This window comes from Streptomyces phaeoluteigriseus (assembly GCF_001896135.2).
Classification (GTDB): domain Bacteria; phylum Actinomycetota; class Actinomycetes; order Streptomycetales; family Streptomycetaceae; genus Streptomyces; species Streptomyces phaeoluteigriseus.
Genome location: NZ_MPOH02000015.1, coordinates 1,181,157 through 1,207,663, shown reverse-complemented (window position 1 = coordinate 1,207,663; position 26,507 = coordinate 1,181,157). Strand labels below are relative to the sequence as shown.

24 protein-coding genes and 3 pseudogenes are annotated in these 26,507 nt (G+C 72.4%); 7 read left to right on the top strand and 20 right to left on the bottom strand.

What is annotated here, in order from left to right:
* Positions 1 to 635 precede the first annotated feature (635 nt).
* The 4 genes from BM536_RS23410 to BM536_RS23400 all read right to left on the bottom strand — a co-directional run bounded on the left by BM536_RS23410 (position 636) and on the right by BM536_RS23400 (position 2,809).
* The gene (locus tag BM536_RS23410) at positions 636 to 1,355 is read right to left on the bottom strand and encodes an RlpA-like double-psi beta-barrel domain-containing protein (protein ID WP_073496136.1); all 720 of its coding nucleotides are present in this window, start codon (positions 1,353 to 1,355) and stop codon (positions 636 to 638) included.
* A gap of 139 nt (positions 1,356 to 1,494) precedes the next feature.
* Positions 1,495 to 2,013, bottom strand: coding sequence for a hypothetical protein (locus BM536_RS23405; RefSeq protein WP_211362931.1), 519 nt, complete (start codon positions 2,011 to 2,013; stop codon positions 1,495 to 1,497).
* Positions 2,010 to 2,384 (bottom strand): hypothetical protein, encoded by a 375-nt coding sequence (locus BM536_RS41850; RefSeq protein WP_211362930.1) that lies wholly within the window; start codon positions 2,382 to 2,384, stop codon positions 2,010 to 2,012. The genes BM536_RS23405 and BM536_RS41850 overlap by 4 nt, the downstream gene beginning before the upstream one ends.
* A 65-nt stretch (positions 2,385 to 2,449) precedes the next feature.
* Positions 2,450 to 2,809: an ArsC/Spx/MgsR family protein gene (locus BM536_RS23400; protein ID WP_073496142.1), complete on the bottom strand. Its 360-nt coding sequence runs from the start codon at positions 2,807 to 2,809 to the stop codon at positions 2,450 to 2,452.
* 142 nt (positions 2,810 to 2,951) lie between these two features.
* Between BM536_RS23400 and BM536_RS23395 the strand changes: the two genes are divergently transcribed.
* A complete protein-coding gene (locus tag BM536_RS23395) occupies positions 2,952 to 3,239 on the top strand; it encodes a hypothetical protein (RefSeq protein ID WP_073496144.1) in 288 nt (95 codons plus the stop codon).
* A gap of 130 nt (positions 3,240 to 3,369) precedes the next feature.
* Here the strand turns inward: BM536_RS23395 and BM536_RS23390 are convergent.
* Both BM536_RS23390 and BM536_RS23385 read right to left on the bottom strand, forming a co-directional pair.
* Positions 3,370 to 4,531: pseudogene (locus tag BM536_RS23390) on the bottom strand (winged helix DNA-binding domain-containing protein); the annotation flags it as partial.
* 183 nt (positions 4,532 to 4,714) lie between these two features.
* A pseudogene (locus BM536_RS23385) lies at positions 4,715 to 5,437 on the bottom strand (alpha/beta hydrolase); the annotation flags it as partial.
* Positions 5,438 to 5,577: 140 nt separating this feature from the next.
* Between BM536_RS23385 and BM536_RS23380 the strand changes: the two are divergent.
* Positions 5,578 to 5,844: a hypothetical protein gene (locus tag BM536_RS23380; RefSeq protein WP_073496420.1), complete on the top strand. Its 267-nt coding sequence runs from the start codon at positions 5,578 to 5,580 to the stop codon at positions 5,842 to 5,844.
* Positions 5,845 to 6,013: 169 nt separating this feature from the next.
* Here BM536_RS23380 and BM536_RS23375 read toward each other — a convergent pair.
* Both BM536_RS23375 and glnA read right to left on the bottom strand, forming a co-directional pair.
* A pseudogene (locus BM536_RS23375) lies at positions 6,014 to 6,270 on the bottom strand (SCO2583/SCO2584 N-terminal domain-containing protein).
* 120 nt (positions 6,271 to 6,390) lie between these two features.
* Positions 6,391 to 7,800: a type I glutamate--ammonia ligase gene (glnA, locus tag BM536_RS23370; RefSeq protein WP_073496423.1), complete on the bottom strand. Its 1,410-nt coding sequence runs from the start codon at positions 7,798 to 7,800 to the stop codon at positions 6,391 to 6,393.
* Between the two features lie 209 nt (positions 7,801 to 8,009).
* On the opposite strand from glnA, the gene BM536_RS23365 reads away from it, so the two are divergent.
* A complete protein-coding gene (locus BM536_RS23365) occupies positions 8,010 to 8,477 on the top strand; it encodes an RDD family protein (RefSeq protein WP_073496425.1) in 468 nt (155 codons plus the stop codon).
* Between the two features lie 182 nt (positions 8,478 to 8,659).
* Here BM536_RS23365 and BM536_RS23360 read toward each other — a convergent pair whose 3' ends face one another.
* The 4 genes from BM536_RS23360 to lipB form a co-directional block, all read right to left on the bottom strand.
* On the bottom strand, positions 8,660 to 9,361 hold the full coding sequence (locus BM536_RS23360; protein ID WP_073496427.1) for a DUF4191 domain-containing protein: 702 nt from the start codon (positions 9,359 to 9,361) through the stop codon (positions 8,660 to 8,662).
* 101 nt (positions 9,362 to 9,462) lie between these two features.
* A complete protein-coding gene (locus BM536_RS23355) occupies positions 9,463 to 9,663 on the bottom strand; it encodes an SCO2195 family GlnR-regulated protein (protein ID WP_073496429.1) in 201 nt (66 codons plus the stop codon).
* Positions 9,664 to 9,945: 282 nt separating this feature from the next.
* Positions 9,946 to 10,911, bottom strand: a complete 966-nt coding sequence (lipA, locus tag BM536_RS23350) for a lipoyl synthase (RefSeq protein ID WP_073496432.1) — start codon at positions 10,909 to 10,911, stop codon at positions 9,946 to 9,948.
* A 126-nt stretch (positions 10,912 to 11,037) separates the two neighbouring features.
* Complete coding sequence (lipB, locus tag BM536_RS23345; protein WP_073496433.1) at positions 11,038 to 11,835, bottom strand: lipoyl(octanoyl) transferase LipB; 798 nt, start codon at positions 11,833 to 11,835, stop codon at positions 11,038 to 11,040.
* A gap of 297 nt (positions 11,836 to 12,132) precedes the next feature.
* On the opposite strand from lipB, the gene BM536_RS23340 reads away from it, so the two are divergent.
* The gene (locus BM536_RS23340) at positions 12,133 to 13,686 is read left to right on the top strand and encodes an NsdA family TPR-like regulatory protein (RefSeq protein ID WP_094103419.1); all 1,554 of its coding nucleotides are present in this window, start codon (positions 12,133 to 12,135) and stop codon (positions 13,684 to 13,686) included.
* A 249-nt stretch (positions 13,687 to 13,935) separates the two neighbouring features.
* On the opposite strand, the gene BM536_RS23335 is transcribed toward BM536_RS23340, so the two are convergent.
* Together BM536_RS23335 and BM536_RS23330 are read right to left on the bottom strand one after the other, a co-directional pair.
* Positions 13,936 to 15,339 (bottom strand): NAD(P)/FAD-dependent oxidoreductase, encoded by a 1,404-nt coding sequence (locus tag BM536_RS23335; RefSeq protein WP_094103418.1) that lies wholly within the window; start codon positions 15,337 to 15,339, stop codon positions 13,936 to 13,938.
* Positions 15,340 to 15,501: 162 nt separating this feature from the next.
* Positions 15,502 to 16,395: a TIGR01777 family oxidoreductase gene (locus BM536_RS23330; protein WP_211362929.1), complete on the bottom strand. Its 894-nt coding sequence runs from the start codon at positions 16,393 to 16,395 to the stop codon at positions 15,502 to 15,504.
* A gap of 71 nt (positions 16,396 to 16,466) precedes the next feature.
* On the opposite strand from BM536_RS23330, the gene BM536_RS23325 reads away from it, so the two are divergent.
* Positions 16,467 to 16,976 (top strand): GNAT family N-acetyltransferase, encoded by a 510-nt coding sequence (locus BM536_RS23325; RefSeq protein ID WP_073496435.1) that lies wholly within the window; start codon positions 16,467 to 16,469, stop codon positions 16,974 to 16,976.
* A gap of 96 nt (positions 16,977 to 17,072) precedes the next feature.
* Here the strand turns inward: BM536_RS23325 and BM536_RS23320 are convergent, their stop codons facing one another.
* On the bottom strand, positions 17,073 to 18,257 hold the full coding sequence (locus tag BM536_RS23320) for a MarP family serine protease (protein WP_073496437.1): 1,185 nt from the start codon (positions 18,255 to 18,257) through the stop codon (positions 17,073 to 17,075).
* A gap of 287 nt (positions 18,258 to 18,544) precedes the next feature.
* Between BM536_RS23320 and BM536_RS23315 the strand changes: the two genes are divergently transcribed.
* Both BM536_RS23315 and BM536_RS23310 read left to right on the top strand, forming a co-directional pair.
* Positions 18,545 to 19,378, top strand: a complete 834-nt coding sequence (locus tag BM536_RS23315; protein ID WP_073496438.1) for a peptidoglycan recognition protein family protein — start codon at positions 18,545 to 18,547, stop codon at positions 19,376 to 19,378.
* Positions 19,375 to 19,626 (top strand): hypothetical protein, encoded by a 252-nt coding sequence (locus BM536_RS23310; RefSeq protein ID WP_073496441.1) that lies wholly within the window; start codon positions 19,375 to 19,377, stop codon positions 19,624 to 19,626. Before BM536_RS23315 ends, BM536_RS23310 begins: the two co-directional genes overlap by 4 nt.
* Positions 19,627 to 19,748: 122 nt before the next feature.
* On the opposite strand, the gene BM536_RS23305 is transcribed toward BM536_RS23310, so the two are convergent.
* From BM536_RS23305 to sucB, 5 genes are all read right to left on the bottom strand, one after another.
* Complete coding sequence (locus BM536_RS23305; RefSeq protein WP_073496451.1) at positions 19,749 to 20,267, bottom strand: DUF4240 domain-containing protein; 519 nt, start codon at positions 20,265 to 20,267, stop codon at positions 19,749 to 19,751.
* A gap of 54 nt (positions 20,268 to 20,321) precedes the next feature.
* On the bottom strand, positions 20,322 to 21,299 hold the full coding sequence (locus tag BM536_RS23300; protein ID WP_073496443.1) for a helix-turn-helix transcriptional regulator: 978 nt from the start codon (positions 21,297 to 21,299) through the stop codon (positions 20,322 to 20,324).
* A 202-nt stretch (positions 21,300 to 21,501) separates the two neighbouring features.
* Positions 21,502 to 24,252, bottom strand: a complete 2,751-nt coding sequence (gene aceE / locus BM536_RS23295) for a pyruvate dehydrogenase (acetyl-transferring), homodimeric type (RefSeq protein ID WP_073496445.1) — start codon at positions 24,250 to 24,252, stop codon at positions 21,502 to 21,504.
* A 357-nt stretch (positions 24,253 to 24,609) separates the two neighbouring features.
* Entirely contained in the window at positions 24,610 to 25,233 is a 624-nt protein-coding gene (locus BM536_RS23290) for a GntR family transcriptional regulator (RefSeq protein ID WP_073496447.1), read from the bottom strand.
* A gap of 257 nt (positions 25,234 to 25,490) precedes the next feature.
* Positions 25,491 to 26,507 (bottom strand): 2-oxoglutarate dehydrogenase, E2 component, dihydrolipoamide succinyltransferase (gene sucB, locus BM536_RS23285; protein WP_094103417.1); only part of this gene is annotated, 1,017 nt, incomplete at its 5' end.

The window sequence follows — 26,507 nt, the reverse complement described above, 5'->3', positions numbered from 1 at the left end:
ACTCGATGCCCGGCAGCCTGTCAACAGGCGATTTCCCGGTCATTGCTCGAATGTGAACCCCGTGTTACCTGGTGGTTCTGTGGTCCGTCTCACGGTGTGAGGAGGACGGCCCGGCCGGGAGTTGCCGTTCGCACTCGCAGACGCGGGTGCGCCCGCCGGGGCGCCTGCGGGCGCGCGAGTACTCGTATGCGATGGGAATGACCGGTGCACGCGAGGGGAATGACCGGGCTGCCACGGGAGATGCCCGTGGGCGGTCCGCCGTCGAGGCCGTCTCCCGTGCGCCGGCCGGGAAGCACGGATCACCGGTCCTGCTGTTCGTGGCCGTGAACAGCGGGGCTCTCTCCCCGGCTCTCGGTATCGCTCGAGTGGGACTCTCCCCTCGCTCTCGGCATCGCTCGAGTGGGACTCTCCCCCCGCTCTCGGCATCGCTCGAGTGGGACTCTCCCCCCGCTCTCGGCATCGCTCGAGCGAGGGGGGAAGACCCTCGTCCATCACGTACGAGGTGACGGCCCAGGCCGGCGAGCTGCCGCCGCGGGGCCGGGATCGTCGTCCTGCCGGACGTCTCCCGTCACGCGCTGCCGCCCGCGGCACCCTCCGGGCTGGGCCGCCGACTCATGGGGTTCCGTTCCTGGGCGTCACCCGACCTTCTCGATCAGGGCCCGGCGGATGAGGAACTTGCCGGGCTCGCGGACCTGCTCGAACGCCGCGTTGTTCAGCAGCGCGCAACTGCCGGAGACCGAGGTCACCTCGACGGTCGTCGACTTGTTGTTGTCGAGGTTGGTCACCTTCAGCTTCGTCCCCACCGGGAACTGGTTGCTGGACGCGGCCGGGGCACCCGCCTCACCGGAGAGGGTGACGGTCGAGCCGTTGCAGACCTGCTGGCCGGACGCGGTGCCGCCGCCCGCGTTTCCCGCGCCGGGGTTGTCGGCCGGGGCGCTCTGCGGCGGCTGGGCGGGCGGGGTGGCCTGCTGACCGCCGCCCTGCTGCCCGTTCTCCTGTCCACCCTGCTGCCCGCCCTGCGCCGGCTGCGTCGCCTGGGAGCCCTGAGCCGACTCCCCAACGACGCAACCCGACGCCTCCTGCTGGACCTTGATCTGCGCGACGACCGCTTCACGGTTGGTGATCCGGGCCGCGGACTGCGCGTCCGGGTTCGCCCGCTGGTCCTCGATGAACCGCTGGTTGTTGCCGAGGGCGGTGGCGAGCCCCTGACAGACGGTCGACTCGGCGGCCGTCTGCGGGCTCTGCGCGGCGTTGGAGGTGGCCGCCATGACGAAGGCACCACCTCCCGCCACCGTCGCGGCGCCCACCAGCAGCGCGATCTTCTTCTTCGGGCCGAGAGTTCTCCTGCGCGACATCCGCGCCTCCTGAGGGGTAGGGGAGCGTACGCCGCTATGTACGAGATACCGAACGAGGTTGCTCAGCGGTTACAGGAGTCAGCGGAAGTGGCGTGCGTCACAAGCTGTCCCGCCCCGCCCCGCCCCGCGGCTCGGCAGCTCAGCCGCTCCCCTCGGCCTCCCCGTCCTCGTACGCCACCACCGTCTCGTTCACGTGCCGGAGCAACCCCTCGGTCTGGGCGGTGAGTTCGGCCTCGCCGGTCTCCGAGCCGTCGCCCCACTGGCCGTTGGCGAACACCACGGAACGGACCGTCATCACCCGCCGGAACACCCCGGCCGAGCCGGGTGGCACGGTCGGCATCCCGGCCTCCGGCGGCGGGTCGAGGGAGACCACCTGGTAGGTCACCGGATCCATCGAGGCCATCATGAACACGCGCGAGGCGTCCTCGACGCGGGCGAAGCTCAGCACGGTCACCGTGATCTGCGAGCGCCGGTCGGCGTCCGTGAACAGTGCCGCCGTCAACCGCGCGCACTCCTCGCCCTGTTCGATCAGCTCGGCCAGCTCCGCCGACATGCCTCTGCCGCAGTCGGTGGTGGTGGCGAGGTCGACGCGGCTGTACCGCGAGCCGTCCCCGACGCGGACGCTCTTCGACGGGAACGCCTGCTCGGGCCGGATCACCGGCCGGGCCAGCAGTGAGGGCAGGGCGCTCGGGGCGTCCGAGGGGAGGCCCGCGTCGACGGACGGGACGGCCGGGCCCGAGGCGGACGGGGTGGCGGTGGCCGCCGGGGGAGCGGCAGCCGGGCCGCCCCGGTCGTCCCGCCCGCCGCCGTCACGACACCGGCCGCGACGGCGGCCACCAGGACGGCGCCGACCCCGGCGACCGCGACGCGCCGGTTGCGCCGGCGGCGGCGTATTCGGTCCTGCATGATCCGGTCCTGCTCGATCCGGTTCTGCTCGATCCGGTCCTGCTCGATCCGGTTCTGCTCGGCCGCGAACTGGGTGTACCGATCGGGCGGCCCGTAAGGGAATCCTTGATCACCGAAGGTCATGGCGGCGGAGGGTAACAGCGTGGCCGCCCCAACTCCCGCCGCCCGACGAAACGTTCGCAGCCGGACTAACGGGACAGAGCGGCCCGTACGGCCTCCTCCGTCCGCGCCACCACCGCCGTGCCGTCCTCCGCGGTGATGATCGGGCGCTGGATGAGCCGGGGATGCCCGGCGAGCGCCGCGATCCAGCGCCCCCGCGCGGCTTCGTCCCGCGGCCACTCCTTCAGCCCCAGCTCCTTGGCCTCGGCCTCCTGGGTCCGCGTGATGTCCCACGGTTCCAGCCCGAGCCGGTCGAGTACGGCCGTGATCTCCTCCTCGCTCGGTACGTCCTCCAGGTAGCGGCGGACGGTGTAGTCGGCGCCCTCGGCATCGAGGAGGGTGAGGGCGCTGCGGCACTTGGAACAGGCGGGGTTGATCCAGATCTCCATGCGGGTCACGGTAGCTCGAAAGGGGCCTGAAAGCCCCTCTGGCCAGGGGCGATTGTCAGTGGGGGGCAGTAGAATGGAAGCAGTGTTCGAGGGTTCCGCCGGAGGTGCCGGCCGGGGCCCTGACCGCGACAGGAGGATGCCCGTGCCCGCTGCCGCACTCAAGACGAAGCGACCTGTCCAACTCGACCTGCCCTACGTGCCCGTGGAGAAGCGGCCGCTGCCGCCCGGACGGCCCCGCGACTGGTACGTCATGCACAACCGCCGCCTCAAGGCCATGCGCCTCGCGATAGCCCTCCTCGACCTGGGCGTCTACCTGCCCAACCAGGCCCGCAACGAGAAGATCCGCAGCACGGCCCAACTGATCGGCGTACACCCGCCGTCGGACACGACGTGTCACATGGTGCGAGCGCTGATGCGCTACAGCAGGTAGGCCCGCAGCCGCCGCCTGCGCCCTCCCGTGCCGCCTGGTGCGGCCGGGCGGGCGCAGGCCGCACCCCGGCAGCGCCGGGCCCCGCGGCCCACGAGCCGCCCCGGCGACAGTCGCCCGCCCGGACCGCCGTACGAGGGCTCACCCTCCGTCTCCCCCACGCCCACCCCCGCAGCCGCTCCGCCTCCCCCGCGATCAAGGCCTCCCGCGTCCCGCCCCACACCCTCACCGGCCGCCACCCGCCACACGACCTCCCCGTCCCCGCGCTGCGCCCACGTCCCCACGACCCGCCCGTTCCACCACACCGTCGGCCCCACGTTCCCGCTTCTGTCGAACAGGGCGGGCCGTAGCTCCGGGGAGAGGTACCAGTCCCGCGCCTGCCACCCCATCGCCGTGGGATCGAGGGCCGGCAGCAGCGCTGCCCACGGCTCCTGCGGCGCGGCGACCGGTTCGACGTCGCCGTCGACGACGTACCCGGTGCCCTCGTCCAGCGACACGGCCCGAGCCCCGATCGCCGCCAGCGCCCGCCGCACGTCCGTCACCCGCCACCCCGTCCACCACTTCAGGTCCGCCTCGGTCGCGGGTCCGCACGCGGTGAGCCAGTGGCGCAGCAGCTCCGCCTGGGCCGCGGCCGGGTCGAGTTCGCGATGCTCGGGGGCCAAAGCCCAGCGGAACTGGGACGAGGTCCAGGAGCCCAGCGGACGGCCCCGGACCACCTTGCCCTCCACCCCCAGGACCCTCAGCAGCCGGGTGGAGACCGAGTGGACGCCCTCGTAGCTCTTCCCGGCCGAGTGCACGAACTGCTCCCGCAGCCGGGGCTCCTCGCGGGTCAGTTCCGCCGCCGTAGCCTGGCCCAGCCGCCCCAGCGCGGCGAGCGCCGACTCCTCGACCTCCTTCAGCCAGGCCGCGTCCGGTGCCCCGGCCTTCGCCATGTCCTTCAGCAGCGAGGCCCGCTCCCGGGCGGCGACCGTGAGGCCGGTCGAGGCGTGCACGACCGCCGTGCGTCCGGCCGGGAACACGAACACGGTGTGCCGCATGCCGTGCATTCGCACCAGTGTCCGGTCCTGGTACAGCGCCCGGTCCGTCTCCGGCACCGTCACCGACGGGTCCGCGAGGCGTGCCCCCACCGCCAGGTACACCGTCGCCGGGTCGCTCCCGTGCAGGGCGAGGAGCGCGTCGGCGACCTCCTCCGGCGTCCGGGCACGAGCCGTCGGCGCCAGCCGGTGCCGCAGCGCCAGCCGGGCCCGCCGCTCCGTCCCGCCGATGTACCGCACCCCGTCGTCCGCGCCGCCCATACCGCTCTCCGTCCGTCGCTCCGCGTCCCTGCCGGCATCCTCCCCGACCCCACTGACAACGGGGCAGTGCCACCCGTGCGGCGGACCTGGCATGCGTACGGCGCCTGCCGCGCCTTCACCGCGGCGCCTGCCGCGCCTTCACCGCGGCACCTGCTTGGCCGGCCAGGCGCGGGTCGCCGTTCAGCCGCCCTCGCCGAGGCCGGTGAGCACGGTACGCACGAACGCCCGCCGGTCACCTGGATGATCGCGCAGCCACGCGCCCACATGGTGGTCGGCCCGCGGCAGTTCGAGGCGGGCGTACCGGGCACGGGCGGCCAGCGCGTCCTGCACCGCCTCGGTGACCTCCGCCGGGATCACCGTGTCGGTACCCGGCACGGCGAGCACCGCCCGCCCCTCGTACGCCCGCAGCGCGTCGAGCGCCGGCGCCGCCCGCCAGCTCCCCGGCGTCCGGATGACCGTGCTGAACCGGCCGTCCCCGTCCCCGAACGGCACGTCCCACGCCTCGCCCGCGTACACCGCGGGCGCGCACAGGCCCAGGGCCGCGACCCGCTCCCCGTAGTGGGCGGTGAGGTCCGCCACCGTCTGTCCGCTCATGCTGAACCCGACGAGCACCAGCGGCCGGTCGCCCGGCACGTACGCGTCGATGACCGCCTGGGCCTGCTCGAAGCGCCGCCGCAGGCTCAACTCCCGCAGCGCGCCACTGCTTTCACCATGCCCGGAGAAGTCGAGGGCGAGGGCGTGGCAGCCGTGCGCCGTGAACTCGCCGAGCAGCGGCAGCAGTCGCTCCTTGCTGCTCCTGCCCGCCCCGTGCAGGACGACGGCGGTGGCCGCACCGGGACCACCGCCGCCTTCGCCGTACACACCGCTGAGACGCTCACCGCGGTACTCGTGCACAAAGGGTCTCATCGCCCCATTCACTCACGCCTTCGGACGGGAAAAGGAGATGCACGTTGAGTGACCGCCTCCCTACTCTGGAGAAGCCACCCCACCCCCCATCCCCACCACACAGCACACCCGTCCGTCCAAGCCCAGGAAGGAGGCACGCCATGGGCACCGTCGTTCTCTCCGGAACCGCCGTCCTGGTGGTCCTGGGATTCGGTAACCACCTGTACTGGCTCGCCGCGGTCGCCGTCCTCTACCTGTACGCGCGCCACGGCCGCGGCTCGTCCCCGACGTCGCCGGGCCCGGTCGCGGGCGCTCCGCAGGGCCCCGCCCCCACGCCCGCGCCGACCTCGTACAAGGCCTACCGGGCACGCCGTGACCAGCAGGCCAAGTGGGAGCGCCGCTACGCCCGCGAGCGCGGCGGCAGGTAGGCCCGCCGGGGGCCCTCACGGGCCGGGCCCCTCACGGTCAGGGAGCACCTCACAGCGGGAACCGGCGGCCGAGGCGCTCCTCGGTCCGTACGTCCTCCCCGAGCGCCGCCCTCACCTGGAGTTCCAGCGCGCTGTCGCGCCGCTGCCCCGCCCGGGCAGCGGCGCGATGCTAGTACGGTGCCTGGAACCGCGAGTACCCCAGCAGCAGGATCACCGCGATCACGCAGCCCATGACGATCGCCGTCGATGCCCATGACGACCGGCGGGGTGTCCTCGGGCCGGGGGCGGCCCGGAAGGGCTGGGGCTCGGGCGGGTTCTCCTTCCAGCGGCCGCCAGCATGCGGGCGCGCGCCGAGGGCTCCTTGTACTCCGCGCCGTCGGCCCACTTGATGTCGAACTCCCGCTCGGTGTCGTCCTGTTGGGACATCTCCGTCTCTCCCCGTCGCCCGTGTCGAACAGCAGTGCCAGAAACCATACGACGGCGCCCCCGCCCTGAGAAACCAGGACGGGGGCGGAGCCCAACAGGCCGACGGCCTGCGCGGGCCGATCACACGTCGAAGTACAGCTCGAACTCGTGCGGGTGCGGACGCAGCTGGAGCGGCGCGATCTCGTTGGTGCGCTTGTAGTCGATCCACGTCTCGATCAGGTCGGACGTGAAGACGTCACCGGCGAGCAGGAACTCGTGGTCGGCCTCGAGGCGGTCCAGGACCGCCGGCAGCGAGGTCGGGACCTGCGCGACGCCCGCGTGCTCCTCGGGAGCCAGCTCGTAGAGGTCCTTGTCGATCGGCTCGGCCGGCTCGATCTTGTTCTTGATGCCGTCGAGACCCGCCATGAGGAGGGCCGAGAACGCCAGGTACGGGTTGCCGGAGGAGTCGGGCGCGCGGAACTCGACGCGCTTGGCCTTCGGGTTCGAGCCCGTGATCGGGATACGCATCGCGGCCGAGCGGTTGCGCTGCGAGTAGACCAGGTTGACCGGGGCCTCGAAGCCGGGGACCAGGCGGTGGTACGAGTTCACCGTCGGGTTGGTGAAGGCCAGCAGCGACGGGGCGTGCTTGAGGATGCCGCCGATGTAGTAGCGGGCCATGTCCGACAGACCCGCGTAGCCGGCCTCGTCGTAGAACAGCGGGGAACCGCCGGTCCACAGCGACTGGTGGACGTGCATGCCGGAACCGTTGTCACCGAAGATCGGCTTCGGCATGAAGGTCGCGGTCTTGCCGTTGCGCCAGGCGACGTTCTTCACGATGTACTTGAACAGCTGAAGGTCGTCGGCCGCGGCGAGCAGCGTGTTGAACTTGTAGTTGATCTCGGCCTGGCCGGCGGTGCCCACCTCGTGGTGCTGGCGCTCGACCTGGAGGCCGGACGCGGCCAGCTCAAGGGAGATCTCCGCACGCAGGTCGGCGAAGTGGTCGACCGGCGGGGTCGGGAAGTAGCCGCCCTTGTAGCGGACCTTGTAACCGCGGTTGTCCTCCAGCGCACCGGTGTTCCAGGCGCCGGCCTCGGAGTCGATGTGGTAGAAGGACTCGTTCTCCGACGTCTTGAAGCGGACGGAGTCGAAGACGTAGAACTCGGCCTCGGGACCGAAGTAGGCCGTGTCGGCGATACCGGTCGACGCCAGGTACGCCTCGGCCTTCTTCGCCACGTTCCGCGGGTCACGGGAGTACTGCTCGCCCGTGATCGGGTCGTGGATGAAGAAGTTGATGTTCAGCGTCTTGTCGCGGCGGAACGGGTCCATGCGTGCCGTCGACAGGTCGGCGCGCAGCGCCATGTCGGACTCGTGGATGGCCTGGAAGCCGCGGATCGACGAGCCGTCGAACGCCAGCTCCTCGTCCGGGTCGAACGCCTCGACGGGCAGCGTGAAGTGCTGCATGACGCCCGGCAGGTCGCAGAAGCGGACGTCGACGAACTTGACGTCCTTGTCCGCGATGAACTTCTTGGCCTCGTCGGCGTTCTGGAACATCCAGCTCCTCCTACTCCCGACCGTCGAGCCGGGGTGGTAGTTCGTTCGTGCGGCCAGTGCGGTGGCACACGCTGTCGTCGACCCTAGGGACGGGTGGTTTCTCGGGCGTGACCCATTTGTTTCGCCGAAGTTAACCGGCCCGGGTTCCACCGTAACGCCGACGCACCCCGCCGTCCCGCGCGCAAAAGGGTGCGCAGTACCGTGGACGGGTGGACAACAGGCAAGCAATCGGATCGTGGCTGTCCGGGCCCCGCGCGGCCATGGAGGACGCCGGTGCCGACTTCGGATACCGGGGCGAGCAGCTGGGCCTGCCGGAGGAGGGGCCGGGTTCGATCGCCCGCCCCGGCCGCCGGCTGGGCGCGCTGGCCGTGGACTGGGGGCTGTGCGTCTTGATCGCATACAGCTTGATCACGCACGGCTACGGCCCGGCGACCAGCAACTGGGCCCTGCTGATCTTCCTCGTGATGAGCCTCCTCACGGTCGGCACCCTCGGTTTCTCCCCCGGCAAGCGCCTCTTCGGCCTGCGTGTGGTGGCCCTCGACACCGGCACCGTTAACCCCCTGCGCGCGGCGGCCCGCACGGTCCTGCTCTGCCTCGCCGTCCCCGCCCTGATCTGGGACCGCGACGGCCGCGGCCTCCACGACCGCGTGGCCCGCACGGTCGAGGTCCGCATGTGAATCCCGTCCGGGCAGCGCGCGGCGCCTGACGTCACGACGCGGCGCGAGACCGTACGACGGACCGCGAGACGGTGCGACGAACGTGACCGTACGACGCGGCGCGAGACCGTACGACGAACGTGACCGTACGACGAAGGGGGCGCCCGGAAGAATCCGGGCGCCCCCTTCGTGTGTGACAGGGATCAGCGGGGCCGCTGCCCGCCCTTCGGCAGGCGCATGCCCTTGGGCATGGGGCCCTTCGGCAGCGGCATGTTGCTCATCAGGTCGCCCATGGCCCGCAGCCGGTCGTTGGTCGCGGTCACCTGGGGGCCGGTCAGCACCCGCGGCAGCTTCAGCATGGTGGTCCGCAGCTTCTTCAGCTCGACCTGGCCCTCGCCCGTGCCGACGAGCAGGTCGTGCACCGGGACGTCCGCGACGATCCGGTTCATCTTCCGCTTCTCGGCCGCCAGCAGGCTCTTCACCCGGTTCGGGTTGCCCTCGGCGATCAGCACGATGCCGGCCTTGCCGACCGCGCGGTGCACCACGTCCTGGCTGCGGTTGATCGCCACCGCCGGGGTCGTCGTCCAGCCCCGGCCGATGTTGTCGAGCACCGCCGCGGCAGCGCCCGGCTGGCCCTCCATCTGCCCGAAGGCCGCCCGCTCCGCCCGGCGCCCGAACACGATCGCCGTCGCGAGGAAAGCGAGCAGGAATCCCAGGATGCCCAGGTAGATGGGGTGACCGATCAGGAAACCGATCGCGAGGAAGACACCGAAGGTGACGATTCCGACAGCCGCGAGTACAAGACCGATCTTCTTGTCGGCCCTGCGGGTCATCTTGTAGGTCAGGGCGATCTGCTTCAGTCGCCCGGTGTTAGCGGCGTCCGCCGCCGTGTCCTTCCTCGCCATGCCACGCAGTCTACGTGGCCCGGGGAGTGCCGACGACGGCAGTGCCCCGGAGACGGCCCCGGGGCGACCCGGAGATGCCCCGGAGGGGAGGGCCGGAGCGGTCAGAGACGGACGGAGGTGGCCTCCCCGAGGACACGCTCCGCCTCGAAACGGTCCTTGGCGCGACGGCGGTCCTCCAGGACGGAGGTCCAGGCATTGCGCCGGGCGGTGCGCTGGCCGCTGCTCATGAGCAGGGACTCGACGGCGCGCAGGGCGTCGGTGACGGTCGGGATCGCGGTGGCGCGAACGGGCGCGGCCTGCATGGCGGGGGTTCCCCTCGGGAGCGGCTTGGCACGGATCTACGTGGTGTGACACCAGCGTCACTGATTGGTGTTACCAGGGCATGACCGACCGGTCAAACACCAATGAAGCCTTGATGCGAGGGGCCGGAATGCTGACGCGGCCCTGGCGTGCGCCCTCATCTGCGAGGACGCCCAGGACCGCGTCATATCGGCCGCTACTGGCAGGTAATCCCTTGTGCGTGAATTCACACGCTCGCTCCCCGGTGTACGGCCGGCAGCGCGGGGGCGGATCTTGACGGAGCGTCAGACGGCCTGGACGGCCACGAACGAACCGCGCTTCTCGACGGCCATCTGGTACAGGCGTCCGGCGCGGTAGGAGGACCGTACCAGCGGACCGGACATGACGCCCGAGAAGCCGATCTGCTCGGCCTCCTCCTTCAGCTCCACGAACTCGTGCGGCTTCACCCAGCGCTCCACCGGGTGGTGGCGCACCGACGGGCGCAGGTACTGCGTGATGGTGACCAGCTCGCAGCCCGCCTCGTGCAGCTGCCTGAGCGCCTCGCTGACCTCCTCGCGGGTCTCGCCCATGCCGAGGATCAGGTTGGACTTGGTGACCAGGCCGAAGTCGCGGGCCTCCGTGATGACCTTCAGGGAGCGCTCGTAACGGAAGCCCGGACGGATGCGCTTGAAGATCCGCGGGACCGTCTCCACGTTGTGCGCGAAGACCTCGGGGCGCGAGGAGAAGACCTCGGCGAGCTGGTCCGGCTCGGCGTTGAAGTCGGGGGCGAGCAGTTCGACCTTGGTGCGGCCGGCCTCGCGGTTCGCGGTCTGCGCGTGGATCTGGCGGACCGTCTCCGCGTACAGCCAGGCGCCGCCGTCCGCCAGGTCGTCGCGGGCGACGCCGGTGATGGTGGCGTAGTTCAGGTCCATGGTCACCACGGACTCGCCCACCCGGCGCGGCTCGTCGCGGTCCAGCGCCTCGGGCTTGCCGGTGTCGATCTGGCAGAAGTCACAGCGCCGCGTGCACTGGTCACCGCCGATGAGGAAGGTCGCCTCGCGGTCCTCCCAGCACTCGTAGATGTTCGGGCAGCCGGCTTCCTGGCAGACCGTGTGCAGGCCCTCGCTCTTCACGAGGTTCTGCATCTTCGTGTACTCGGGACCCATTTTCGCCCGGGTCTTGATCCACTCGGGCTTGCGCTCGATGGGGGTCTGGCTGTTACGGACCTCCAGGCGCAGCATCTTGCGTCCGTCGGGTGCGACTGCGGACACGACCGGCTCCCTGTAGCTTCGATTCTTCGGCGTACACCAGGGTACGCCCGTGTTTGTTGAGCCCTATCGGTGAGGCCAACCCGGAGACGCGGGGGACCATTCCCCCGGCGGCCGGGCACCGCCGTCCTAGACGGTCGCCTTCTCGATCTCGCGCGGCCTCAGCTCCGCGTTCTCCAGTACGTCCCTCAGGTGCCGTTCCGCGACCGGCAGCACCTCGTCGATCGTGACGTCCCGGCCCAGCTCGTTGGCCAAAGACGTGACGCCCGCGTCGCGGATCCCGCACGGGATGATGCGGTCGAACCAGGCGTTGTCCGGGTTCACGTTCAGCGCGAAGCCGTGCATCGTGACGCCCTTGGCGACCCGGATGCCGATCGCGGCGATCTTGCGGTCCTCGCGGCGCTGGCCGGCGTTGGAGGGCGCGTACTCGGGGCCGTTGAGCCGCGGGTCGAACTCCTCGTCGTGCAGCCGGGGGTCGAAGTCCAGCGAGAGTCCGCCGAGCGACGGGCGCTGCTCGACCGGATCGCCCAGCACCCACACCCCGCTGCGGCCCTCGACCCGCGAGGTCTCCACACCGAACTCGGCGCAGACCCGGATCAGGGCCTCCTCCAGCCGCCGCACGTGCGCCACGACGTCCACCGGGCGCGGGAGCTTCTGGATGGGGTAGCCCACCAGCTGGCCGGGGCCGTGCCAGGTGATCTTGCCGCCCCGGTCCACGTCGATCACCGGGGTGCCGTCCAGTGGGCGCTCGCTCTCGACCGTGCGCCGGCCCGCCGTGTACACCGGCGGGTGCTCCAGCAGCAGCACCGTGTCGGGAACCTCGTCCGCGAACCGCGCCGCGTGCACCAGGCGCTGTTCGTCCCACGCCTCCTGGTACTCGACGGCGTCCGCTCCGAAGCCCATGCGAACGAACCGCAACTCACTCACGGCAAGCGCCTCCCTAGGCGATACGGCGGTGCGGCGCGGACTGTGCCGCGCTGTGTCGGCTGCCGGGTCTGTCTGTCAGGCCCTACCGCGCCCCACGCCACTGTACGTCCGCCCGTCGCGCGTCAGCCCCGCGGGCAATCCTCACACGATCGGATGAATGAACGTCGAGAGGTGCGAGGGCCTGCTTACGCTCCGCTACATTCGCGCCGTCCACGAGGCCACCAGGGCGACTCACAGCAATCAGGGCACTTCATCCGGGCACGTCAGAGGCCCGGAAGGCAGGAGACCGCACCGCAGATGACGGAACGACCCGCGCAGCGCACTCCCAACCGTCAGCTCGCCGCGCTCATCGCAGAAGCGGGCTTCTCCCACGCGGGTCTGGCCCGACGCGTCGATCAGCTCGGTCTCGAGCACGGCCTGGACCTCAGATACGACAAGACGTCCGTCACCAGGTGGCTGCGCGGCCAGCAGCCCCGCGGCACCACGCCCGCCCTCATCGCCGAGGTCTTCACCCGCCGCCTCGGCCGCCGGCTGACCGCCCAGGACCTCGGCCTGGACGCCTGCGCCCCCGTGTACGCGGGGCTGGAGTTCGCCGGCACCCCCGAGGAGGCCGTCGAGATCGTCAGCGGGCTGTGGCGCAAGGACTCCGGCAGCCACGCCGAGCTGCGCAAGATCGCGTTCACCGCGGCCGGGCTCGTCGTGCCCAGCCGGGACTGGCTGATCGGCCGGGCCGACGAGAAGGTGGCCCACGGCGATCCCGCGGCCCGGGTGCCGGCCCAGGGCCGGCCGCCGTCCCCCCGGCCCGCCCAGCCGAGGCCCGCCGCCCAGCCCAGGACCGGGCCCCTGGCCGGCCTGCCCGGTGGCGTGACCGGCGCCCTGCCCGGTGGCGTGACCGGCGGCCTGCCGGGTGTGCCCCGGCAGCGCGGCACGGCCGAGCGCGGCCCCGGCCAGCGGGTCACCGGCGGCGACATCTCCGCACTCCGCTCGGTCGGCGAACTCTTCCGCACACTCGACAACATGTACGGCGGCGGCCACGCCCGCCAGGCCCTCGTGCGCTACCTGGAGCACGAGTGCGAGCCGATGCTGCGCGGCACCTACGGCGAGCAGACCGGCCGCCGGCTGTTCGGCGCCGCCGCCGACCTCACCCGCCTCGCGGGCTGGACCTCCTTCGACATCGCCGCGCACGGCCTCGCCCAGCGGTACTTCGTCCAGGCCCTGCGCCTCTCCCAGGCCGCGGGGGACCGGGCGTACGGCTCCTACGTCCTCATCACGATGAGCCGCCAGGCCGTGTACCTCGGGCACGGGCGGGAGGCCGTACAGCTCGCGCGGGTGGCGCAGCAGGGCGCCGGCAGCGGTTCGCCGCCCGTCGTGCAGGCGCTGCTGCACGCGGTCGAGGCACGCGGGCACGGGGTGCTCGGCGAGGTGCGGGCCTGCACCGCCTCCCTCGTCCGGGCCGAACGGGCGCTGGAGGCGGCCAAGGCGGGAGACGAGGTGCCGTTCTGGGCACGGTTCTTCGACGAGGGGCAGCTCGCCGACGAGTTCGGGCACTGTCACCGCGACCTCCAGCAGTTCCGGGCCGCCGCGCAGCACGCCGAACGCTCCCTCCAGCTGCGGCCCGCCGCGTACGCGCGCAGCCGCCTCTTCTGCCGGGTCGTCCTCGCCACCGCCCGCCTCGGCCTCGGCGAACTCGACCAGGCCTGCCAGATCGCCGCGGAGGCGGCCGGGCAGGCGGCGGAGATGCGGTCGGTGCGGGCGCTGGAGTACGTCCGCGACTTCGAACGCCGCCTGGAGCCGTACCGCGACGCGGCCCCGGCACGGGTGTACCGGGACCGGGTGGCGGCGCTGGGGTGAGAGCGGGGGTGTCTTCGCCCCCGCCGCCGCTTCCCGTCCCGCTGCTTCTCGTCTTCCCGTCCCTTCCCGTCCGTCTCCTCCGGGGGCCGCCGCCCCCGACCCCCGCTTCGGCCCGAACGGCCTCGTCCTCGATCGCCGGACGGGCGAGTGCCGCGACCGTCGCCCTGTCGTCTCACCGGGTCGGGTGGTGGGTGGATGGGCGGGTACAGGCTCGGCGTCCGGGGTCCGGGGTGGAGCCCTCGGCGGGCTTCACGCCGCTCGCGGTGCCGTCCGGACCACCTCGGCCGCGTGCGGCGACCCCGTCCCGCCCAGGTCGGAGACGATCGCCGCCGACGCCCGGTGGGCCGAGTGCAGGGCGCCCTGGACCGTGCTGGTGTCCCGGTGGTCGCCGCAGACGTACAGCCCGGCGAGGAGACGTACCGGCCGACGCAGGTCGTGCGGCGCCCGCATCGCCGGCACCGCCTCGGCGGTGTGGTGCACGGCCAGCGTCTCCCACCGCCCGGTCGAGGTGCCGTACAGCCGTGCCAGGTGCATGCGGACGGCGGTGTCGACGCCGTCGGGGGGAGGCCCGAGCACCGTGGAGGAGATCAGCGCCCGCCCGGCCGGCGCCCGGCTGGGGTCGACCTGGCTGATGACCGTCGTATGGGCGACCGGCCCGCCCCGGTCGGCGTCCAGCAGCAGCGAGGCCCCGGTCGCCGGCGGCTCGTCGGTGGTGTGGTGGAGCACCGTCACCGGGTGGAAGTCGGGCACCCGCAGCCCGGGCAGCAGCTCCGCCGCGGTGCGCGCGTCGGTCGCCACCAGCACCGCCCGGCAGCGGAACTCACCGTGCTCGGCGGTGGTCACCGAGGTCGTGGAGACCGCGGTGGCCCGCACCCCCGTGTGCACGGTCCCCGGCGGCAGCGTCCGCGCGAGGAGTTCCGGCAGGACGTCCGCCCCACCCTCGGGGACACCCAGCCGCCCGGCCGCGAAGGCGCGCAGCGCCAGGTCGGCGCACCGGCTGGACGTGGTCAGATCCGGGTCGCAGAGCAGCGCGGCCAGCAGCGGCCGCAGAAAGCCGTCGATGGTGCGGGCGGGCAGGCCGCGCGCCGCGAGCGCCTCGGCGGCCGGCGCCTCCGGCCGGCGCAGCAGCCGTTCGGCGGGCGTGGCCACGAGCCGGGTGAGCGCGGCGCCGAGCCGGGCCTGGTCCACGGCCGAGCCGAGCGGTGCCCCGGCCCGTACCCGTGGTGGTGCGGTGGTCGAGCCGGTGCGCGGCGGCCGGGGCAGCGCCCCGCTCCGGGGAGCACCGGCGAGGGCGCGTACGGCATGGAGGGCGCCCCTCGCGCGCCCTCCGCCCGCGTGCGCGCCCGCTTGCGCGCCCGCGCGTTGGTGGCGTCCATCGCTGTGCAGCAGGACCCCGGGCGCGAACGGACGCAGGGTGAGCGCGTCCAGCCCGGGGGTCAGGGCCAGTTCGGGATACGCCGTGGACAGCAGCTGCCCGATCCGGTCGAGCCGGAAGCCGTCGATCTTCTCGGTCGCCATGCGGCCGCCCACGCAAGGGGCGGCCTCCAGGACCGTGGTCGTCACTCCTGCGCTGGTCAGCCGATGCGCCGCGGACAGTCCGGCGATCCCGGCTCCCACGATGACGACGTCCGCCTGGTACGCGAGCTCAAGCACGTGCCCCTCCTCGAGGTTGCGCGGCCGGTGGAGACGTCATGCCCCCAACTGGCTTCCGGGATACCCGAGTTCGGATCGAGGGTAGGGCCGCGATCGGTCGGGAACAGTCGCGCACGGACAGGGCACGGTCGCACGGCGGTCGCATACGGTCCCGAAAGGACGTCAGGCGGCTCGGAGGGCGTCCTCGATCCCGGGGAACGCGAAGGTGAACCCCGACTCCAGCAGCCGCTTCGGCACCACCCGCGCGCTGCCCAGCACATCCCTGGCCATCTCACCCAGCACCCTCCGCAGCACCGGCGCCGGTACCGCGAACACCGTCGGCCGGCGCAGCACCCGCCCCATGGCCGCGGTGATCTCACGGTTCGTCAGCGGCTCGGGCGCGGTCAGATTGAACGGCCCCGACAGGTCGTCACGGTCCAGGAGATGCCGGATCGCCGCCACCTCGTCGTGCAGCGCGATGTACGACCAGTACTGCCGCCCGTCCCCCATCCGTCCCCCGAGCCCCGCCAGGAACAGCGGGAACAGCCGCCCCCAGGCGCCGCCGCCGCGCGCCACGACCAGCCCGGTCCGGGTGAACGCCGTGCGCACCCCGGCCGCCCGCGCCGGTTCCGCCGCCGCCTCCCACTCCACGCACAGCTCCGGCAGGAAGCCCCGGCCTGCGGGCGCGCTCTCGTCGACGACCCGCTCGCCCGTCTCGCCGTAATAGCCCATCGCGCTGCCGTTCACGAACACCCGAGGCCGCTCGTCGAGCGAGGCCACCGCCTTCGCGAGGGCGGCCGTCCCGTGCACCCGGCTGTCATGGATCCGCCGCTTGTACGCGTCCGTCCAACGGTGGTCGCCGACCCCCGCACCCGCCAGGTTGACCACGGCGGAGCACCCGGCGAGCCCGGCCGCGTCCACCCGCCCCCGCTCGGGATCCCAGCGCACCTCCGCCTCGCTCCGGGGCGCGTGGCGCACCAGGCGGACCACCTCGTGCCCGTCGGCGGTCAGGGACCGGACCAGGGCGCTGCCGATGAGACCGGACGCGCCGGCCACCGCGATTCGCGTACGTTCCATGCGTCCATCCTGCCGTGTGACCTCGGAAAATCGCCGTCCTGACCGGGTACCCGCGTCGTAAGGTGCCGCGCATGACCCACCTGCCGAACCTCACCGACGCCCGCATACGCCCCGCCCGGCCCGAGGACGACGAGACGCTCGCCCTCATCGACCGCCTGACCTGGTCCCCCCTGCACGCGGTCATGCCCCGACCGCAGCCGCCGTACAGCGCCTTCTTCGACGAACGGCACCACCCCGAGGAGCACCTGGTCGCCGAGGTGGACGGCCGCGTCGCCGGCTACATCCGGCTCGGCCGCCCCACCGAACTCGCCGTCAACGCACACGTACGCCAGATCCAGGGCCTCGCCGTCCGCGACGAGGCCCGCGGCCGGGGCGTCGGACGCGCGCTGGTCCGGGCGGCCGTCGAGGAGGCCCGCCGGCTCGGCGCCCGCCGCGTCACCCTTCGCGTCCTCGGCCACAACACCGTGGCCCAAAACCTCTACGCGTCCGAGGGGTTCGTGGTGGAGGGCGTCCTGCCGGAGGAGTTCCTCCTGGACGGCTCGTACGTGGACGACGTGTTCATGGGCCGCTCCCTCCTCTGAGCCCGCCGCTACGAGCCTCTGAGCTCGCCGCTACGAGCCTCTGAGCTCGCCGCTACGAGCCTCTGAGCTCGCCGCTACGAGCCGCTGAGCCCGCCGCTACGAGCTGGTCGGCTCGCCCGTGTCCACCGCCGCCGTCGCCGCAGTCGCCCGCCGGGCGTCCTCGGCGACCTCGGCGGCCGTCAGGACGTACCCCGTCTCGGCGTCGGAGGTGGAGCGGGCGAAGACGACACCGAAGACCCGGCCGTCGGTGGTCAGCAGCGGGCCGCCGGAGTTGCCGGGACGGACGGTGGAACGGATCGAGTAGATCTCCCGGGTGACGGTCCCGTCGTTGTAGATGTTCCGCCCGGTCGCGTCGACCCGGTTCGCCACCGTCGCCGCCTGGAGGTTCAGACCGCCGTCCTCCGGATACCCCGCGACCACCGCGGAGTCCCCGCGCGAGGCGTCGTCGTCGAACCGCAGCACCGGCGCCCGCAGCTCCGGCACGTACAGCACGGCCACATCCTTGGCGGGGTCGAACAGCACCACCCGCGCCTCGTACGACCGCCCCACGCCCCCGATCCGTACGGTCGGGTCGTCGATGCCCGCCACCACGTGCGCGTTGGTCATCACCCGCTCGCGGGCGTACACGAACCCGCTGCCCTCGCGGCCCTGGTCGCCCGCGACGCCCTCGATCTTCACCGTGCTCAGCTCGGCCGCGCTGGTGGCCGCCGGGGTGACGCTGTCTCCGGTGGGCCTGGCCACCTCCGCCGTGGACTCGTTCTCGAACGGGTTGAAGACCTGAGGGAAGCCCGCCTCGGTGAGCGCCGACGTGGCCCGCGAGAACCAGGCCGGGGTGGTGTCCGGCATCGTGTCCTGCACCGCCTCCAGCAGCCGCGAGTCCCGGATCGCCGACGTCACCACCGGAGTCGACGACACGGCCAGCACGCTCGCCGCCACCCAGGCCACGATCAGCACCGCCACCGAGTTCGCCACCGCCCCGCCGACCCCGTCGGCCATCCTGAGCGGCCCCCGCTCCAGCTCCCGGCGCAACCGCAGCGCCAGCCGCCCCGCCAGCTCGTGCCCCACCGCCGCCGGCACCAGCACGGTGAGCACCGCCGTGACCGTCGCCGCCGTGGTGCCCGGCGCCACCAGGTCCATCACCCATGGCAGGATCCACACGCCCACCACCGCGCCGCCCACGAAACCGGCCAGCGACACACAGCCGGCCACCAGTCCCCGCCGGTAGCCCGACCCGGCGTACACCAGGATCACCAGCACCAGCAGGATGTCGAGCAGGTCCACGGAGCCGCCTTTCTCTCGGACCCCTTAGTACGCGGGGGACAGGCCCGGTGATCAGCCTCGCGCGCGTGACCCGCCCACGACCGGTCGCGCGCGCGTGTGACCCGGAAAACGTCCCGGACCGGGATGATGGTTCCACCGGGTGGCACAGCACACATCGCGGACGGAACGGAACCGGCCCACAGTGGGTCCATGCGTGCCATTCGACAGGTACTCCTTCGCGCGCGCGGACTCGCCCGAAGGACCACGCCTGAGCCGTGCGCCCGGCGCGGTGGCCGCGCCCGCTCCTGGTGGCCCTGGCCTGTCTGCCCGGGCTCGCCGCCGTCGCGGCCCTGGCGCTGTGCGTGGGCGGTGTCGAGCACGCCGTCACCGCGTCCCTGGCCGCCCGCCCCGTGCAGCGGGCCGCACAGCCCCCGGCGCACTCCGCCGCCCGGCCGCGCATCGTGCCGCGCTCGGTCTGGGTGGCCGACGCCGCGCGCGCCCAGCCGCCCCCGCGCTACGACGACAAGGTCGTCGCCGTCTTCGTCCACCACACCGACTCGCCCAACGGCTACGACTGCGCCGACGCGCCCCGCATCATCCGCCACCTCTACGCGGGCCAGACCGGCAGCCGCCACTGGGACGACATCGGCTACAACTTCCTCGTCGACCGCTGCGGCACCATCTACGAGGGCCGCGCGGGCGGCCCCGACCGGCCCGTCACCGGCGCGCACACCCAGGGCTTCAACCACCGCACGACCGGCATCGCCGCCCTCGGCACGTTCACCTCCGGCGTCCCCGTCCCGCAGGCCATGGTCGACTCGATCGCGGCCCTCGCCGCCTGGAAGCTCGGCCTGGCGGACGTCGACCCGCGCGCGAGCGTCCGTCTGACCTCCAGCAACAGCGGCAGCCGGCACGCGGCGGGCACCGCGGCCGCCCTGCCCGCCCTCGGGGGCCACAAGGATGCCTACATGACCAGCTGCCCCGGCGCGGCCCTCACCGCCCGGCTGCCGGAGATCCGCCGGACGGCGGCCCGCCTCCAGGGCCGGACGTTCACAGGAACGCCTCAGGCGCCGTTCAGGGTTCTCCCATCCCCGCCGCCTACGGTCATGCACAACACAAGCCGACCGAGGTGGGGATCATGAACGGCACCACGCACAGCACCACGCACACCAGCGCGCACACCAGTGAGAAGACGGCGGCCGGCTGGCACCGGGCCGCCCGCAGCCCCTGGACGATCGTCTGCGCCGTGGCCGCGGTCGTCCTCGGCCCTGCCACGGCCACCGCGTCCGCCCTGGAGCAGGCCAACAAGGCACCACTGCACCACGCCGTGCGGGCCGAGCAGCAGGCCTACATCCCGATGGACGCCGCACGCCGCCGCACCGCGGCCTGACCCCGGCCAAGACCCCGGCCCCGGCAGGTTCCCTCCGTCGGACGGCTCCGCACCGCGGCCTGACTCCGGCCGAGGCCCCGGACCCGGCTCCGGACCCGGACCCGGACCCGGACCCAGCAGGTTCACTCCCTGAAGCGCTCCCACAGCAGGGGATACCGCTCCGCGAGCGCCCGCTCGTTCTCGAAGTCGAGCGGAGTGCCCTCGGGCTCCGCCGGGGCGGGCGCGATGCCCAGGTCCGGCGCGACGGTTCCGGTGAGCTGTTCATAGGCCTCGTCGGCCGCGTAGCCCAGCTCCTCGCCGTCGCCGTCGATCTCCTCGTCGAACTCGCCCAGCAGATCCGCGAGCGAGTCCGGGTCGTGCACGGCACCCTCGTACACCTCTCGGCCCTGACCGATCAGCCAGCACCGGAAGAAGTCGAAGGCGTCGTCGCTCGCCCCGTCCAGCAGTACCCAGGCGGCGCCCCACAGATCCCAGGTGTACGCCCGGTTGAAGCGGGCCTCGAAGTGACGGGCGAAGTCCAGCACCATGTCGGGGTCCAGCTGGACCAGCCGCTCCACCAGCAGGTCGGCCTGCTCCTCCGGGTCGCCCTCGGCGGCCTCCCGGGTGTCGTCGACCAGCTCCCAGAACTCCGTCTCGTCCATCACGCGTCCCAGCATCGTGCCTGGACGGGCCGCCCGCACCTGGAGTGCGGGCGATCACCCGGGCCGGTACAGCGCCACCAGCCGGGCCGCGTCCTCGGCGAAACGGCGCCGCAGCGTCTGTGGGGAGACCACCTCCGCCTCCGGTCCCAGCGCGGCGAGTTGGCTGTGCGCCACCTCCTCGGACTCGACGCCCAGGGTGACCGTCACCCATCCCCGCGCGTCGGGTTCCCCGGCCCCCGCGAGCGCGTCCCGAGCGGCCACCGGGTCGACGGCGTACGGCAGTCGGCGCAGGCCCGCCGGCGAGAGCCGTACGACGACCTCCGCGCGCAGGATCGACCGCGCGAACCGCTCCGCCTGACCCGCCCAGAAACCGGGCAGATCGAACTCCTGGTCCCTGCCGAAACGCTCCGCGAGCGGTTCCGCGGAGGTGAACCGGTCGATCCGGTACGTCCGGAAGGCCTCCGCCTCGGCCACTCTCGCGCACAGGTACCAGACGCCCGCCTTGAGCACGAGACCGTACGGCTCCAGCTCCCGCACGGCCTCCGCCGCACCCCGGTGGTAGCGGGCGGCGAGCCGACGGTCGTCCCACACCGCGTCCGCGATCACGGGCAGCAGCGGGGGTGTCTCCGGCTCCTGGAACCAGGCCGGCGCGTCCAGATGGAAGCGCTGTGCCGCCGCCGTCGGGGCGTCCCTGAAGGACGGCATCAGTGCCGCCGACACCTTCAGGCGGGCCAGCGAGGCCGCGTCCTCCAGGCCCATCTCCCGGAGCGCGCCCGGTACGCCGCTCAGGAACAGGGCCTCCGCCTCGCCGCGGGCCAGACCGGTGAGGCGGGTGCGGTAGCCGTCCACCAGGCGGTAGCCGCCGGCCCGCCCGCGCTCGGCGTACACCGGGACGCCCGCCTCCGACAGGGCCTGGGCGTCCCTGGTGACCGTCCGCTCCGACACCTCCAGCTCCCGCGCCAGCTCGGCGGCGGTCATGGCGGGCCGGGCCTGAAGAAGCAGCACCATCTTGATGAGCCGGGCAGCACGCATACCCGCATGATGCCGCGTGGCACCGACAGGGACGCCGGACGGGCCGCCGTACCCGTATCCCGCCGCCCCACCCACCGAGGAGGCGGGTGGTGGTTGGGCACAGGGCGGGGGCCGGGCGCCGGGTGAGGCCCACGGGGGCCGGGCAGCGCGAAGGGGCGCGGTGGCCGATGCCGCCGCGCCCCTCGTCGTACGGACCCCGGGCCTACAGCCCGTACCGCTCGCGTGCTTCCTTCACCGCCGTCGCCCGGACCTCGCCGCGGCGGGCCAGCTGGGCGAGGGCCGCGACCACGATCGACTCCGCGTCGACACCGAAGTGGCGGCGCGCGGCGTCACGGGTGTCGGACAGACCGAACCCGTCCGCGCCGAGCGAGGAGTAGTCCTGCTCGACCCACTGCGCGATCTGGTCCGGAACCTGGCGCATGTAGTCGGAGACCGCGAGCACCGGCCCGTCGGCACCCTGGAGCGCCTGACGGACGTACGGCACCCGCTCCTCGCCGCGCAGCAGCGCCGCGTCGGCCTCCAGCGCGTCGCGCCGCAGCTCGGTCCAGGAGGTCGCGGACCAGACGTCGGCGGCCACCCCCCACTCCTCGGCGAGCAGCTTCTGCGCCTTCAGCGTCCAGTGGATCGCCGTACCGGAGCCCAGCAGCTGGATGCGCGGCGGGATGGTGGTCCCCCCGGGCTCGAGCGAAGCCGAGAGGTTGGGGGAGACCGGCGCGAGGCCGGCCGACTCCGCCGTGTTGAAGCGGTACAGACCCTTGACGATGGCCTCGTCGATGCCGAGGCCGGACGGCTTGGCGGGCTGCGGCATCGGCTCGTTGTAGACGGTCAGGTAGTAGAAGACGTCCTGGTCCTCACCCGGCGCCGCCTCGCCGTACATCCGGCGCAGACCGTCCTTGACGATGACGGCGATCTCGTAGGCGAACGCCGGGTCGTACGACAGCGCGGCCGGGTTCGTCGCCGCGATCACCGGCGAGTGGCCGTCGGCGTGCTGTAGGCCCTCGCCCGTCAGGGTGGTCCGGCCGGCCGTGGCGCCGACGAGGAAGCCGCGGCCGAGCTGGTCGCCGAGCTGCCACATCTGGTCGGCCGTGCGCTGCCAGCCGAACATCGAGTAGAAGATGTAGAACGGGATCATCGCTTCGCCGTGCGTGGAGTACGCGGTGGACGCGGCGATGAAGTCGGCCATCGAACCGGCCTCGGTGATCCCCTCGTTGAGGATCTGGCCGTTCTTGGCCTCCTTGTAGTACATCAGCTGGTCGCGGTCGACCGGCTCGTACGTCTGGCCCTTGGGGGAGTAGATCCCGAGCGACGGGAACAGCGACTCCATGCCGAAGGTGCGCGCCTCGTCGGGGACGATCGGCACCCACCGCCTGCCGGTCTCCTTGTCGCGGACCAGGTCCTTGACCAGCCGGACGAACGCCATGGTGGTGGCGATGTTCTGGGTGCCGGAGCCCTTGTCGAAGGAGGTGAACGCCTTCTCCGCGGGGGCGGGCAGCGGGGCCAGCGGGTGCGTACGGCGGGCCGGGGCCGGACCGCCGAGGGCCGCGCGGCGCTCCTGGAGGTAGCGGACCTCGGGGGAGTCGGCGCCGGGGTGGCCGTACGGCACGACCCCGTCGTCGAACCGGCTGTCCGGGATCGGCAGCTCCAGCAGGTCGCGCATCGCCTTGAACTCGTCCACCGAGAGCTTCTTCATCTGGTGGTTGGCGTTCTTCGACGCGAAGCCCTCACCGAGGGTGTGGCCCTTGACCGTCTGGGCCAGGACGACCGTCGGGGCGCCCTTGTGCTCGACGGCCGCCTTGTAGGCCGCGTACACCTTGCGCGCCTCGTGGCCGCCGCGCGAGAGGTGGAAGCACTCCAGGATCTTGTCGTCGCTCAGCAGCTTCGCCATCTCGACGAGCGCCGGGTCGGCGCCGAAGAAGTCCTGGCGGATGTAGGCGGCGTCGCGCGTCTGGTACGTCTGCACCTGGGCGTCGGGCACCTGGCGCAGGCGGCGTACGAGCGCGCCCGTGGTGTCGAGCCGGAACAGCTCGTCCCAGGCGGTGCCCCACAGCGTCTTGACGACGTTCCAGCCGGCGCCACGGAACTGGGCCTCCAGCTCCTGCACGATCTTGAAGTTCGCGCGGACCGGGCCGTCGAGGCGCTGGAGGTTGCAGTTGATGACGAAGGTGAGGTTGTCCAGCTCCTCGCGGGCGGCGAGTGCGAGCGCCGCCGTCGACTCGGGCTCGTCCATCTCACCGTCGCCGAGGAACGCCCAGACGTGCGAGCTGGAGACGTCCTTGATGCCGCGGTTGGTCAGGTAGCGGTTGAAGCGCGCCTGATAGATCGCGGAGAGCGGGCCGAGGCCCATCGACACCGTGGGGAACTCCCACAGCCAGGGCAGCCGCCGCGGGTGCGGGTACGACGGAAGGCCGTTGCCGCCCGCCTCCTGACGGAAGTTGTCCAGGTGCGCCTCGGTCAGCCGGCCGTCGAGGAAGGCGCGGGCGTAGATGCCGGGGGAGGCGTGGCCCTGGATGTAGAGCTGGTCGCCCGAGCCGGGGGAGTCCTGGGACTCCTTGCCCTGGAAGAAGTGGTTGAAGCCGGTCTCGTACAGCCAGGCCGCGGAGGCGAAGGTGGCGATGTGGCCGCCGACGCCGTGTTTCGCACCGCGGGTCACCATGGCCGCCGCGTTCCAGCGGTTCCAGGCGGTGATCCGGGCCTCCATCGCCTCGTCACCCGGCGCTGCGGGTTCGGCGGCGGTGGGGATGGTGTTGACGTAGTCGGTCTCGAGCAGCTTGGGCAGCGCGATGCCGTTGCCCTCTGCACGCTCCAGGGTGCGCCGCATCAGGTATGCGGCACGGTGCGGCCCGGCCGCCTGGGTGACCGCGTCCAGTGAGGCCTGCCATTCGGCGGTCTCCTCCGGGTCCCGGTCGGGGAGCTGGTCGAGCGCGCTCGGCTGGATGGCGTGGGGGTCGGTCATGTCGCCGCCTTCCTCAGTCGAAGGGGGTTCCCTCATCGGTAAGGGTTCGGAGGTGCCCTTTGTCTTTGGCAGGACAGGGCGTGGGGCTCTGGACGGTGTCGTGGTACGACCCCGTCGCGAAGCCCGTCGGCGACTGTAACCCCCTGATCGATGATCGATCAAAGGGTTGAGGGCGAAAACCCCTTGATCACGAGAAAGTAGGCACGGGGTGTCTCGGCCAGAGGCACGCGGTGCCGCATTTTCGAAAGGTTTTCGCAGGTGAGGCCACGTATGAGCGAATGCGCGCTCAAGGTCGCCCAGGGCTCCGGGCGGGACCGCGGACAGGGTTTCCGGCACGCCCCGCGCTCATGTCCGCGCTCACGGCCGGGGCGCGCAGCCCAGCACATGCGCCTTCACGATCTCCGCGATCCGCGGGTCCTGCCGCTTGAAGGCCGCCACCAGCTCCTCGTGCTCCTCCGCGTACGACTGCTGCACCGTCCCCAGCCAGCGGATCGACAGCGCCGTGAACACCTCGATGCCGAGGCCCTCCCAGGTGTGCAGCAGCACGGAGTTGCCGGCCGCGCGGACCAGCTCACGGTGGAAGCCCACCGTGTGCCGCACCTGGCCGGTCCCGTCCGACGCCCGGTCGGCCTCGTACAGCGCGGCCACATGCGGTTCCAGCGCCGAGCAGTCCTGGGCCAGCCGCCGCGCCGCCAGCTCCGCGGCGATCGCCTCCAGACCGGCCCGGACCGGATAGCTCTCCTCCAGGTCGGCCGCGGTCAGGTTCCGCACCCGTACGCCCTTGTTCGGCGCGGACTCGATCAGCCGCAGCGACTCCAGCTCGCGCAGCGCCTCGCGCACCGGCGTCTGACTGACCTCCAGCTCGGTGGCGATCCGCCGCTCCACGATCCGCTCGCCCGGCTTCCAGCGCCCGCTGACGATCCCCTCCACGATGTGCTCGCGGATCTGCTCGCGCAGCGAGTGGACGACGGGCGCGGTCATGAGGGCTCCTTAGGGAGGGGCCGCCCATCGGCCCCGGGGGCGTTTGACGTTTAGACAATAAGGCCGGTTCGCTCCCCGGGTGGAGCGCGCGGGCACGCTTCAGCGCAGGTGAGACGAGACTTACACGCTCATTACGCCGCGCCTCGCCGGGCGTTCCGCCCCCCACCTCTGGCGAAGGAAGCCCCATGGACGCGAACGCGCGCGCCCCCGCCCGAGGAACCGGGCGGGGGCGCCGTACAACCCTGTGCGCTGACTGACTACAGGCCGAGCTCGACCTCGAACTCGCCCGCCTCCAGGATCGCCTTCACCGCGGTCAGGTACCGCGCCGCGTCGGCCCCGTCCACCAGGCGGTGGTCGTAGGACAGCGTCAGGTACGTCATGTCGCGGACGCCGATGACCGTACCCTCCTCCGTCTCGATGACGGCCGGACGCTTCACCGTCGCCCCGATACCGAGGATCGCGACCTGCCCCGGCGGCACGATGATCGTGTCGAAGAGCGCACCGCGCGAACCGGTGTTGGAGATGGTGAAGGTCGCGCCGGACAGCTCGTCCGGAGTGATCTTGTTGCCGCGGACCTTGCCGGCCAGCTCGGCCGTGGCCTTGGCGATACCGGCGATGTTCAGGTCGCCCGCGCCCTTGATGACCGGGGTCATCAGGCCCTTCTCCGAGTCCACCGCGATACCGACGTTCTCGGAGTCGAAGTAGGTGATCGTGTTCTCGGACTCGTTGATCTTGGCGTTGATGACCGGGTGGGCCTTCAGCGCCTGCGCGGCGGCCTTGACGAAGAACGGCATCGGCGAGAGCTTGACGCCCTCACGGGCCGCGAAGGAGTCCTTCGCCTTGGCGCGCAGCCTCATCAGGCGGGTGACGTCGACCTCGACGACCGACGACAGCTGGGCCTGCTCGTGCAGCGCCTTGACCATGTTGTCGCCGATGACCTTGCGGATGCGGGGCATCTTGACGGTCTGGCCACGCAGCGGGGAGGCCTCCAGCGCGGGGGCCTTCCTCGCGGCGGCCGGCGCGGCAGCGGCCGGAGCCGGGGCAGCGGCCTTCGCGGCCTCGGCGGCGGCGATGACGTCCTGCTTGCGGATACGACCGCCGACGCCGGTGCCCTTGACCGAGCCCAGGTCGACACCGTTCTCGGCGGCGAGCTTGCGCACCAGCGGGGTGACGTAGGCACCCTCGTCGGTGGCCTGCGCGCCGGCGGGAGCCGGGGCGGCCGGGGTGACCGGCGCGGGCGCGGCCGGCGCGGGCGCCGGAGCGGCCGGAGCCGG